Raw genomic sequence first — 11,780 nt, 5'->3', positions numbered from 1 at the left:
GTGTGGGGGCATTTTTTTTTTTTATCCTACCCCCCGCGGGTTTAAATCCGGGCGGGGGGGCCGCCCCGCCTTACCCGGGGGCCGCCACGACCGGCCAGCCGTGCTCGGCGGCGTGGGCCGTCATCCGCGGGTTCTCGCCCACGACCGTCGGGTGGCCCACCATGCTGAGCATCGTCAGGTCGCCGGGGTCGTCGCCGTACGCGTAGCAGTCGGCGGGGTCCGCACCGAACTTCGCCAGCGCCTCCCGGACCGCGTCCGCCTTCGCCGGGCCGAACATCGCGTGGCGGATCGCCCCGGTCATGCACCGGTCCGCGTCCAGCTCCGGTTCCGTGCACAGGACCAGGTCGACGCCCAGGTCGTCGGTGATCGGGTGGAGCGTCGCCGGCCAGGAACCGGAGATGACCACCGTGTGGTGGCCCGCCTCCTGGTGGCGGCGCAGCCGGGCGACCGTCGGCTCGATGAACGGCGCCCCGCGCTCGCGCAGATGGGCGTACCACTCCCGCGCCTCGGTGACCACGTCGTCCCAGGGGACACCCGCGTACAGCTCGTAGAACCTGGACACCACCTCGACCGGCGTCACGCCCGTCGACGCCAGCCGCCGCAGCGGCTCGACGAGCCGCTCGTACGCGGCTCCGGTGACATCTCCTTCCCGCTTCATCCGGTGCCGCAGCAGCGAGAACGGCGTCTTCATGGCGACGAGCGTCTCGTCGGCGTCGAAGAACGCCACCACCGGGCGCGAGGGGTCGGTCGTGAGCGGGGGGAGGGCGGGGGACGTGATCATGACCGGCTCCTGAGGTGTGCCGCTCGGGTGAGCAGTCGCGTGATGTCATGGGGGTTCGTGGGGTCGACCCGCGCCAGCAGATGACCGTCCGGGCGGACGACCGCCGCGGCGGGCCCCGGGCCGAGTGCCCGGGCCAGGCCCTGGGGAACGGCACGGGTCAGATCGAGTACGGGGGTGCCCTCGGACAGCTCCCGGCGGACCCGGTCGCCGGTCCGCCGCCAGTCCGGTGGCGGGGTCCGCGTGCCGGGCCACAGCAGCACGGTGTGCCGGTCCCGGTCGATCGTCGGCCAGCCGCCGCTGTCGAGCCGCGGGGCCACGGGGGACGCCGCGTCCGGACCACCGGCCACCGGGCCGGACGACACCCGCAGCGGCATCCGGGGATGGCGGTCGCCGTCGTAGCTGACGGCCGTCTGGCTCAGCTGCGGGGCGAGCCTGCGCTGGAAGAGCCCGGTCCGGTCGGCCGCCGTGAACGCGGCGTCCCTCAGCGCCACCTTCGCGGGCGTGCTGACCAGGCCCGCCCTGGTCAGCAACGCCGTCGAGCGGGCGACCTCGTGGGAGACGGCGCGGCGCTCGGAGTCGTAGGAGTCGAGGATCGGGTCCCCGAACTCCCCCCTGAGGACGCCGGACAGCTTCCACGCCAGGTTGAACGCGTCCTGCATGCCGGTGTTCATGCCCTGGCCGCCGGCCGGGCTGATCACATGAGCGGCGTCGCCCGCGAGGAAGCAGCGGCCGCTGCGGAAGGCCGAGGCGATCCTGACCCGCACCCGGAAGGAGCCGCTCCAGAGCAGTTCCTCGACGCGGCTGCGGCCGGCCGCCCGGTCGTCGACGACCTGCTGGAACATCTCCCGGGGCGGCGGGTCGTCCTCGCTGTACGCGTCGTGCGGCACGTTCAGTGCGATGCGGTGCACACCGTCGCCCATCGGCCCGAGCACCATGGCACCGCTCGGCGCGTAGCAGTAGTGCGACAGGTCCTCGGAGAGGGTGGTGGTCAGCCGGGCGTCGGTGATCGCGAACGACACGTCGACCGGCGGGCCGTCGTAGCCGATGCCCAGCTCCTTGCGGACGGTGCTGTGCGCGCCGTCCGCGCCGACGAGCCAGCCCGGCTCCAGGGCCTCGGTCCGGCCGTCCTCGTGCTCCAGCTCGACGGAGGGACCGGCCGCCGCGTTCTCCAGGGCGGTGAGGCGGACGCCCTGCTCGACGGTGCCGCCGAGCTCGGCGAGGCGCCGGCGCAGCACTCCCTCGGTGTCGTTCTGGGAGAGGGTGAGCGCGAACGGGTAGGGGGAGTCGGGCAGTTTGCTCATCCAGGCGGTCGCCAGGCGACGGCCGCGCGAGTAGAACGCGGTGCCCGCGAGGCGGTGCCCTGTGTCGAGCAGCTCCTCCGTCACCCCGATCCGGTCGAGCAGTTCGAGGTTGCGCGGCCAGATGACGTTGGCGCGGGAGTGCGCGGTGTGTCCGCGGCCGGCGTCCACGACGCGTACGGGGATGCCCTGCTGGAGCAGTTCGCACGCGACGACCAGGCCGACCGGCCCGGCTCCGACGACGAGGACCGGCCGGTCCGCTCGAAGATCCGCCCGGTGGTCCGTCAGGCCGCCCACATCAGCCCCCCGTTGACCTCGACCACGCTGCCGTTGACGTACGAGCTGTCCTGCGAGGCGAGGAACACGGCGGTGGCGCCGACCTCGGCGGGGCGGCCGAGGCGGCCGGACAGCAGACGACCGCGGTAGCTCTCCCAGGCTCGCTCGTTGGAGGCCAGCTCCTTGCCCATGCCCTCGTCGATGTAACCGGGGGAGAGGCAGTTGACGGTGATGCCCTTGGGGGCGAGTTCGGCGGCCGAGGTCTTGGTGAACATCTCCACGGCGGCCTTGCTCGCGCTGTACGCGGCGGCGCCGATCGCGGCCCGGCCGGCGACGCAGGACGACACGTTGATGATGCGGCCGCCGATCCCGGTCGCCTCGCGGCGGGCGGCCATGGGGCCGATCACCGCGCGCGTGCAGAGGAAGACTCCGGTGAGGTTGGTGGCGAGCGTGGTGTTCCAGTCGGTCACCGAGAGCCTTGCGATCTTGCCGTCCCGGCTGACACCCGCGTTGTTGACGAGGACGTCGACGCCGCCGAACGTCTCGCTCGCGGCGGCGACCAGCTCGGTCACCGAGACCTCGCTGGTGACGTCTGTGTGGTGGAAGAGCAGCCGGTCGCCGTGGTCGTCGTCGAGTTCCTTGATGTCGTACGGGTTGCGCGCGGCGACCACGACCGAGGCGCCCTCAGCGAGGAAGGCCTCGGCTATCGCCCGGCCCAGGCCCCGAGTGCCGCCAGTGATGACGGCCGTCTGTCCGTCGAGCCTCATGGCTCCTCCATCCGATGCTGCGTGTGGTGTGCGTGTGGGGCCGGCACGGGGCGGTCCGGCCGAGTGCCGGTACGGACCCGGTGTGCCGGTACGGCCGGGGCGCCGGTGCGGAAAGGGTGCGCCGACGCCCCGGCGCGGGCGGTCAGTACCAGGTCAGGAGTGCCGCGCCTGCGGTCATTCCCCCGCCGACCGACGCCATGAGGACCCGTTCACCGCGCTTCAGCGGCCGCTCCCGGTGCGTGGCGTGCAGAGTGAGCGGCACCGAGGCGGCGACCGTGTTGCCCAGGTGCGGCGCGGTGTAGGCGACCCGGTCCGGGTCGATGCCGGCGTCCGCGACGAAGGTCTCCAGGAGCCTGGTGTTGGCCTGGTGGAAGACGAAGCGGTCGATGTCCTCCAGGTCGAGCCGGCAGTCGTCGAGCGTCTGGGCGGTCAGCTTCGCGAGCACCGAGAGGGCGTAGTCCCGCACCGCGCGCCCGTTCATCCGGAAGTACTGGTGGCCGGCCTCGCGGGCCTCGGCGTCGAGCGGAGTCCGGGTGCCGCCGCCCTCGACGCCCACGTAGTGGTGGAACTCCCCGTCGGTGACCAGGTGCACCGACTGCAGGCCGTAGCCCTCGGGCACCTCGCCGAGCAGGACGGCTCCCGCGCCGTCGCCGAACAGGCTCACCGTGCGCCGGTCGGACCTGTCCATGATCGTGGAGAACATGTCGGCGCCGACCAGGAGCACGTGCTCCCCGTGCCGGCCGGCCGCCAGCAGTCCCTCCGCGACGGAGAGGCCGTAGAGGAAGCCGCTGCAGACGGCGTTGACGTCGAAGGCGGGCAGGGTGGAGAGCCCCAGTTTGTGCTGGAGGATCGCCGCGGTCGACGGCTGCGGCACGTCCGGGGTGCTCGTCGCCACGACCAGCGCGCCGAGCCGCTCGCGGACCTCGTCCGGGACGCCCTCCAGCGCCTCCCGCGCCGCGTGCACCGCGAGGTCGGAGGTGGCGGTGCCCGGCTCGGCGTACCGCCGCGTCAGGACACCGGTCCGCTCGGTCACCCAGGACTCGGGCATCCCCGTCCAGGCGCTGATCTGCTGGTTGTCGACCACCTGGTCGGGTGTGTAGGAGCCGATCGACAGGACACCAACGGGCATGGTCTACCTTCCCTGTGCTTGGTGAGTGTGGTGGATGCGTGCGGCACGGGGCGTCAGTGGCCCATGCCGAGCCCACCGCTGACCGGCAGCACGGCGCCGGTGATGTACGAGGCCTCCTCGCCGGTGAGGAACCGCACGGCGGCGGCCACCTCGTCGGCGGTACCGGCCCGGCCCAGCGGCGTCATCGCCAGGTACTGGTCCATGCGAGCCGGCCGTACGTCGCGCAGCATGTCCGTGTCGACGAGCCCGGGGGCGACGACGTTGACGGTGATGCCCCGGCCGCCGAGCTCCCAGGCGAGGGAGCGGGCGAGTCCGACCAGGCCGGACTTGGCCGCGGTGTAGACGGTCTGGCCGGGCGAGCCGGTGAACGCGACGGCGGAGGAGATCAGCACCAGCCGGCCCCAGCGCCCGCCGAGCATGCCCCGGGACGCGTGCTTGGCGACCCGGATGACCGACCGGAGGTTGGTGTCGAGGACGGTGTCGACGGCGTCGTCGCCGAGGGCGAGCAGCAGTCCGTCCCGGGTGATGCCCGCGTTGGCGACCAGCACCTCCACGTCGCCGTGGGCGGCCGCGGCCTCCTTGAAGGCACGTTCCACCTGGGCCTCGTCCGTGACATCGCAACGCACCCCGAGAAGCCCCTTCGGGGGTTCGCCGGTGCGGTACGTAACGGCCACCCGGTCGCCGCGCGCGGCAAGCGACCGGGCGACGGCCAGACCGATGCCGCGGTTGCCACCGGTGACGAGGACCGAACGGCCCGGGGCCCCGGAGGAGGCGGCAGGGCTCGCGGGGCCGGGAGTCGCTGTCATGCCGGCGTCACCACGATCACGGCGTTCTGACCACCGAAGCCGAACGAGTCGTTCACCGCCGCGCCGATCTCCATCGGACGGGCCTCCTTGGCCACCACGTCCACCCCGATGTCCGGGTCCAGGCTGTTCAGGTTGGCCGTCGGCGGGACGAGGCGCCGCTCCACGGCGAGCACCGTGTACACCGCCTCGGCGGCACCGGCGGCGCCCAGCAGATGGCCGACGACCCCCTTGGTGGAGGTGACGGCGGGTTTCTCGCCGAAGACCCGGCGAAGCATCCCGGCCTCGGTGATGTCGTTGAGCGGGGTCGACGTGCCGTGCGCGTTGACGTGGTCGACCTCCGAGGTGTCGACCAGGGCGTCGGCAAGCGCCGCCCGGACGGCCCGCTCGGCGCCGCCGCCGGTCGGGTCGGGCGCCGACGCGTGATGGCCGTCGGCCGAGGCGCCGAAACCGGAGACCCGGGCCCGGATGCGGGCACCGCGCGCCCGCGCGTCCTCGACCCGTTCCAGGACCAGCATGGCCGCGCCCTCACCGGCGACGAACCCGTTGCGGTCCGCGTCGAAGGGGCGGGAGGCCGACGCCGGGTCGTCGCGCCGGGTCGACAGCGCGCCGGCCCGGGCGAGGCTGGCCATGGCGGTCGGGGACATGGCGGCTTCGGCGCCGCCGGCCAGGACGATGTCGCAGACCCCGGACTCCAGGAGCGCGCGGGCGTACCCGATCGCCGTGTTGCCGGAGGCGCAGGCGGTCGACACGACCTGGTTGGGGCCGAGCGCCTTGAGGTCCATGGCGATGTAGCCGGCGGTCATGTTGACCGGGCCCATCACCATGAGCAGCGGCGAGACGAACTCGGGCCCGTCGGCGAGGTGCTTGCCGTGCTCACGCTCGACGGTGGACCAGCCACCGAGCGAGGTGCCGACCACCACGCCGACCCGGGGGCCGTCCCAGGCCGCCGGGTCCAGGCCGGCGTCCTCGACGGCCTGCCGCGCGGCGACCACGCCGAAGTGGCTGATCGGGTCCATCCGGACGGCGCTGCGCCGCCCGAGCAGGCCGCCCGCGTCGAAGTCCGGTACGCGGCAGGCGAAGTCGACGGGCAGCCCCGCGAGTTCCGGGTCGGTGGCCGCGGTGGACCTGCCCGACCAGACCCGTTCGAAGTTGGCCTCGACGCCGAGGCCGGCCGGGGTGACCAGGCCGACCCCGGTGACCGCCACGTCGAAGCGTTTGGTGCGCCCGCCCGGACGCCGCGTCGATATACCGGTCATCAGGCCACCACGACCTTGGAGTCGATCTCGCCGAGGACGTCGGAGAAGGTGTTCTCCGGGGTCAGCGCCGTCTCGTCGATCTGGACGCCGAACTCCTTCTGCACGATGACGCTGAGCTCGATCAGAGCGAGCGAGTCCAGGTCGAGGGCGTCGAAGGTGGACGTGGTGTCGAGCTCCTCGGCGGTCACGCCGAGCTTCTCGGAGACGAGGGCGAAGAGACGGTCCTGGTTCGCGGACATGATTTTTCTCCTTGGGAGTTGGATGCGGATCGGGTGGAGCGGTACGGGCCTCGGGAGGTCAGCGTCTGCTGACCACTGCCGCGGTGAAGGTGAATCCGCCGCCGCCGTTGAGCACGAGGGCGTGGGCCCCGGGCCTCAGGAGGTCCGAGCGGGCCAGATCGGCCAGGGAGGCGTTGAGGTCGCCCGCCCCGACGTGTCCGGTGGCCCGGCCCAGGTCGAGCACCTCCGCGGAGGTGACGTCCTTCAGCGGCGGGATGTACGCCTCGTTCATCGCCTTGGTGCCCAGGCGTGGGATCACGGCGTAGTGCAGCCGCGGATCGTCGCCAGTGAGCCCGGCGTCGGCGAGGCACTCCTCGACGACGGCGCGGATGCGGTCGGCGGCCGTCTTGACGAAGAACTCGACGCCGTACGCCTTGATGAAGGCGCGCTTGGTGCGCCGCACGTCGATCATCGGGCTGTGGCCCATCGGCGTCGCGTTCAGTTCGTCGTCGCCGCGGTGCATCACCTCCAGTTCGGAGGCGGTCCGGGTGGCGAGCGAGCGCAGCAGCAGGTCCGGGGGGAAGGCGTGTGCCGAACCGGACTCCGCCGCGGGGCCGGTGCGGTGGACGAGGACGGCGGTGGCCGCGTCGCCGGCCGCCATCCCGTAGTCGCTGCGCCAGCGGTGCCAGCTCGGCATCAGGAAGCGGTCGGCGGTCGTCACCAGGGCGGGCCCCGCGGCCGGGTCGGCCTGGAGCCGGCTCGCGGCCAGCTCGATGCCGATGGCGCCGCCGTTGCACTGCTGGAGCAGTCCGATGGCCACGGCACGGTCGGCACCGATCCGGTTGGCGATGTAGTGCGGGGCGGACCAGGCGTCGTGGCCCTGGTGGTGGACGCCGGCGTGCAGGACGAGGGAGAGGGAGTCGGCGCGGGCTCCGGTGAGCGCGAAGAGCCGGTTCGCGGCCTCGACGGCCATGTCGGGCGGCGCGGTGTCCTCGCTGACCGGGAGCGAGGTGTAGCCGAGTTCGCGGGCGGTACGGGCGTCGATGTCACCGGCCGCCACGGCCTCTTCGGCCGTCTGGAGGCTGTCGGGGTACCAGGCCGTCGCCGAAAGCCCCAGGGGCGATTCCAGTCGCACGGCCCGTCACCTGCCGTCCGCGTCGGGCACCGGCAGGACCGTGACCCCGACCTCGGCCGTACAGACCGGCTCGCCGTCCTGCAGGAAGTCGACGGTGAGGCGCTCGCCGGCAGAGGGGGTGACGGAGACCGTGACCGGGCTGTCCAGCTCGACGAAGCGGCGGAACGTGGCGCCGAAGGCGCGGACGTAACACCGTTCGCCGGGCCCGCCCGAGGCGAGGACCGCGGCCTGGCGGGCCGCCTCCATCAACGCCATCGCCGGTACGTGGTCCAGCGGGTGGTCGTACATGGCCGCGTGCCGCACGGGCACGTCGAGCACGGCGCGCAGCGCGGTCGTGGCGCCGGGGTGCCGTGTCACGTCCGTGAGGACCACGTTCTCCGTGCGCTCGCGGCCCACCAGGGACGGCGCGACGGGCGTGCCGGTGCGGGTGTGCGGCATGGCGGAGGAGAGCGGCGGGACGGAGCCCCGGCTCTTCTCACGGTGGGCCGTGTAGCCGTCGCGGCTGAGGTACCCGGCCACGATCACGCTCGTCCCGGCCCGCCGGCCGCCGACCAGGAACACGCACTCGAGGGTGGCGGCGAGGAGCCTGGTGCCGCGCCGCTTGAGGTCGCGCGCGGTGACCTCGACGACCAGTTCGTCCGGGGCGTGGCCGCGGGCCCGTAGCGCCGCGAGGTCGGTGAACTCGGTGGTCCAGTCGCTGATCAGGAAGGAGGTGTCGTACGAGACGTCCAGCCACTGGTGCGCCACGACGGTGACCGCCTGGCGGGCGGCCTCCAGGAGGAACAGCGGGTCGAGCAGCGCGGGCCGCTGCGTGTGGTCGTTGTAGTAGCTGTGCGCGCGGGGCGCCTGGACGGCCACGGCGAAGGCGTCGTCGCCGTGCCGGACGGCGTCGGTGACGAAGACCTCCAGGACGGCCCGGCGGTGCACCAGGACACGGTCCACAGGACGCTGGTAGGCGAGTTCGGCCACGGCCGCTTCCGTCCGCTCCTGCTCAGCAATGGTCATGCCCGGTTCCGTTCGTCCGTGGGTCTGCTTCGGCGGCCCCTGAGGGCATGAATCAAGCCTCGCCTCCCCCTCTGGGGTTTCATCTGCGAACGACGGGGCAACTGGCCGGGGCCTCACGTGTGGGCGACTTGAGAGCCGCTCAAGATTCACTGAAGGCCGGCCGCAGAGGCCCCCGGAGACACGGGAAAGGCCGCCCCGGCAGGGGGCGGCCTTCGTTGTCACACGTATGGGATACGGATCTGCTGGTACGGGTATCGGGTCCGGTCCTTCCCGTGCCGATCTCGGACCGGAGTGGCGGGACGGGCTGGATCAGGCCATTCCCACCGACAGGATGACCTTGCCCCGCACATGGCCGGTTTGCACGAGTTCATGGGCGCGGGCCGCTTCGGCGAGCGGGAACTCGGCGCTCACGTGGACCCGGACCTCGCCGCGTCCCGCCATCGCCACGAGGTCGGCCAGATCGACCGGGTCGGGGCGGACGAAGACGTAGCGCCCGCCGAGCCCGCTCACGTCACCGGAGACGGAGGCGAGCCGTCCGCCCGGCCGCAGCAGCGTCGGCGAACCGGCCAGGGTCTCCCCGCCCATGAGGTCGAGGACGGCGTCGACGCCCTCCGGCACCAAGGAGCGCACCCGGTCGGCCAGCCCGGGTCCGTAGGTCACCGGCTCCGCGCCGAGCGACCGGAGAAAGTCGTGGTTGCGCTCACTGGCCGTGCCGATGACGCGGGCGCCGAGGGCGCGGCCGATCTGGACGGCGAGCGAGCCGACCCCGCCGGCCGCCGCGTGGACGAGCAGCACGTCGCCCGGGCCGGTCCCCAGGTGGCGGCGGAGTGCCTGGTACGCGGTGAGGCCGGCGGCCGGCAGTCCGGCCGCCTCCCGCGCGCCGAGGGAGCGCGGCCTGTGCGCCAGGGTCCGGACGGGCGCGGCGACCAGCTCGCCGTACGTGCCGCGCTGCATGTGGTCGGCGCGGACGTAGCCGACGACCTCGTCGCCGGGGGCGAACTCGGTGACGCCCAGGCCGGTGCGTTCGACGACGCCGGACAGGTCGCAGCCCATCACCATGGGGAAGTGCGACTCGAACCAGTCGTCGACATAGCCCTCGCGGATCTTCCAGTCGGCAGGGTTCACACCCGCATACCGCACCCGGACGAGCACGACATCGGGACCGAGACGCGGCTCGGGGAGATCCATGAGTTCCAGGACCTCAGGGCCTCCGTAGCGTTGGACGGCAATGGCCTTCACGGGCAAACCCCCTGGTGAGACTGCTGGTTGACGGACCGAGGCGCACCGGGGACCGGCCGTTCGACGGACACGGCCGTGGCGGCCCCCGCCACTATAAGGCAGACTTGAGTCAGGGTTCTGCGACACCTATGGCAATTGACATATGACCGAAGTCTCGGTCAGAGTCGCGTCATGCTCGTACTGTCCGCCGCCACCGGCAAGTTCGGAACGAACGTCCACATCGTCTCCGCCGGTCCGGGGAATCCCTGCCTCGTCGTCGATCCCGGACACGACTCCCGAGAGGCGGTCCTGCGGGCCGTCCGCGCCCACCGCCTCGAACCCGAGGCCGTCCTGATCACGCACGGCCACATGGACCACACCTGGGACGCCGTGCCGCTCGCCCGGCACTACGGCATCCCGGCCTGGATCCACCCGGCCGACCGCTACCAACTGGGCGCTCCCGCCAAGGGACTGCCCGAATCGTTCCCCCGCGACCTGCTCGTGGGCCACCCCGACCAGGAACCCGACGAGGTCCGCGAACTCCCCGAGAACGGCGGCGAACTGACCTTCGCCACCGGCACCGTCACGGTGCTGCACACGCCGGGCCACACCGTCGGCTCGGTGATGTTCCGCTTCGGCGGCGGCGACGCTCCCCTGCTCGCCACCGGGGACACCCTGCTCGCGAGCGGCCGGGGACGCGCGGACGCACCGACCGCGAGCCCGGCGAGCATGGAGGAATCCCTCCGCATGGTCGCCGGCCTCTGCCCGGACGACACCCGGCTGCTCACCGGCCACGGCCCCACCTCCCTCCTCGACCAGACGGGAAACCGATGACGAACACCGCCCCGACCTCCACGACCCCCGGCAGCCGTATGCGCACCGTCCGCTTCGACGCCTTCGGCACCCCGTCCGTCCTCACCGTCGGTGAGGTCGACACACCCGAGCCCGGGGCCGGTCAGCTCACCGTCGACGTCCGGTACGCGGGCGTGAACTTCGCCGAAGTGATGTTCCGCCGCGGCCAGTTCCCCGTCGGCCTGCCGCACTTCCCCGGCCTCGAGGCGGTCGGCACCGTCCGCGCCGTGGGCAAGGGCGTCACCGGCTTCGAGCCCGGCGACCGGGTGGCCGCGCTCACCCTGGGCGGCGGCGGAAACGCCGAGGTGGTGACCGTCGGCGCCGAGCACGTCGTCCGCCTCGACGGCGAGCTCGCCGGCCTCGACGGCGCCCTCGCGGCCGGCGCACTGTGCAACGTCACCACCGCCCTCGGCGTCCTCACCTCGGCCGGTCACCTCGCCGAGGGGGAGACCGTGGTCGTCCTCGCCGCGGCCGGCGGCGTCGGCACGGCGGCGGCGCAGCTGGCCCGCTCGCTCGGCGCGGGCACGGTCATCGGCGTGACCAGCTCCCCGGCCAAGGCCGCGTACGCGCGCGGCTTCGGCTACGACAGCGTCGTGTCGTACGAGGAGCTGGAGCAGGAGATCGCCGAGCGGACCGGCGGAGCGGGCGCGGACCTGGTCCTGGACTCCGTCGGCGGCGCGTTCCGGTCGTCCGTCACCGGCCTGCTGGCCGCCTTCGGGCGACACGTCATCTTCGGCAACGCGGCGGCCGAGGACGTCACCTTCGAGGGCAACCACCCCTGGTACACCAACAGTTCCCTCGTCGGCTACAACCTCGGCGGCGTCGCCGGCCGCGCCCCGGAGCTGCTCCGCGCCCACCTGGAGCAGGCCCTCGCCGAGGTCGCCAGGGGCAGCGTCCGGGTGGACGTGACCGTGCTGCCGCTGGGCGACGCGGCACGCGCGCACGAACTCCTCGAGACCCGGGCATCCACGGGCAAGTACGTCCTCGATGTCCGCTCCTGAACGGGCACGACCAGCACACGGCCGGTGAAGGACGGGGG

Annotated in this window: 12 protein-coding genes; 2 read left to right on the top strand and 10 right to left on the bottom strand. The window is 72.9% G+C overall.

Annotated features, from left to right (window positions below; all coding sequences use genetic code 11):
- Positions 1–70 precede the first annotated feature (70 nt).
- The 10 genes from ACFCV8_RS01535 to ACFCV8_RS01490 form a co-directional block, all read right to left on the bottom strand.
- Positions 71–781: an HAD family hydrolase gene (locus tag ACFCV8_RS01535; RefSeq protein WP_376683206.1), complete on the bottom strand. Its 711-nt coding sequence runs from the start codon at positions 779–781 to the stop codon at positions 71–73.
- Positions 778–2,376 (bottom strand): FAD-dependent monooxygenase, encoded by a 1,599-nt coding sequence (locus ACFCV8_RS01530; RefSeq protein ID WP_376683205.1) that lies wholly within the window; start codon positions 2,374–2,376, stop codon positions 778–780. The genes ACFCV8_RS01535 and ACFCV8_RS01530 overlap by 4 nt, the downstream gene beginning before the upstream one ends.
- A complete protein-coding gene (locus ACFCV8_RS01525) occupies positions 2,364–3,122 on the bottom strand; it encodes an SDR family NAD(P)-dependent oxidoreductase (protein ID WP_376683204.1) in 759 nt (252 codons plus the stop codon). Before ACFCV8_RS01525 ends, ACFCV8_RS01530 begins: the two co-directional genes overlap by 13 nt.
- 142 nt (positions 3,123–3,264) lie before the next feature.
- Positions 3,265–4,251, bottom strand: a complete 987-nt coding sequence (locus ACFCV8_RS01520; RefSeq protein WP_376683203.1) for a 3-oxoacyl-ACP synthase III family protein — start codon at positions 4,249–4,251, stop codon at positions 3,265–3,267.
- Between the two features lie 53 nt (positions 4,252–4,304).
- Positions 4,305–5,057, bottom strand: a complete 753-nt coding sequence (locus tag ACFCV8_RS01515; protein ID WP_376683202.1) for an SDR family oxidoreductase — start codon at positions 5,055–5,057, stop codon at positions 4,305–4,307.
- A complete protein-coding gene (locus tag ACFCV8_RS01510) occupies positions 5,054–6,313 on the bottom strand; it encodes a beta-ketoacyl-[acyl-carrier-protein] synthase family protein (protein ID WP_376683201.1) in 1,260 nt (419 codons plus the stop codon). Before ACFCV8_RS01510 ends, ACFCV8_RS01515 begins: the two co-directional genes overlap by 4 nt.
- Positions 6,313–6,552, bottom strand: a complete 240-nt coding sequence (locus ACFCV8_RS01505) for an acyl carrier protein (RefSeq protein WP_376683200.1) — start codon at positions 6,550–6,552, stop codon at positions 6,313–6,315. Before ACFCV8_RS01505 ends, ACFCV8_RS01510 begins: the two co-directional genes overlap by 1 nt.
- 58 nt (positions 6,553–6,610) lie before the next feature.
- Complete coding sequence (locus ACFCV8_RS01500; protein ID WP_376683199.1) at positions 6,611–7,666, bottom strand: ketoacyl-ACP synthase III family protein; 1,056 nt, start codon at positions 7,664–7,666, stop codon at positions 6,611–6,613.
- 6 nt (positions 7,667–7,672) lie between these two features.
- Positions 7,673–8,671: a ScbA/BarX family gamma-butyrolactone biosynthesis protein gene (locus ACFCV8_RS01495; RefSeq protein ID WP_376683198.1), complete on the bottom strand. Its 999-nt coding sequence runs from the start codon at positions 8,669–8,671 to the stop codon at positions 7,673–7,675.
- 309 nt (positions 8,672–8,980) lie between these two features.
- Positions 8,981–9,910, bottom strand: coding sequence for an NADP-dependent oxidoreductase (locus tag ACFCV8_RS01490; protein WP_376683197.1), 930 nt, complete (start codon positions 9,908–9,910; stop codon positions 8,981–8,983).
- Positions 9,911–10,081: 171 nt separating this feature from the next.
- Here ACFCV8_RS01490 and ACFCV8_RS01485 point away from each other — a divergent pair, with 171 nt between their 5' ends.
- Entirely contained in the window at positions 10,082–10,723 is a 642-nt protein-coding gene (locus ACFCV8_RS01485; protein ID WP_376683196.1) for an MBL fold metallo-hydrolase, read from the top strand.
- Positions 10,720–11,742, top strand: coding sequence for a zinc-binding alcohol dehydrogenase family protein (locus tag ACFCV8_RS01480; protein ID WP_376683195.1), 1,023 nt, complete (start codon positions 10,720–10,722; stop codon positions 11,740–11,742). The genes ACFCV8_RS01485 and ACFCV8_RS01480 overlap by 4 nt, the downstream gene beginning before the upstream one ends.
- The last annotated feature ends 38 nt before the right edge of the window (positions 11,743–11,780 follow it).

Source organism: Streptomyces sp. NPDC056347 (assembly GCF_042262625.1).
Taxonomy (GTDB): domain Bacteria; phylum Actinomycetota; class Actinomycetes; order Streptomycetales; family Streptomycetaceae; genus Streptomyces.
This window is presented reverse-complemented; position numbering and strand designations above follow the sequence as displayed.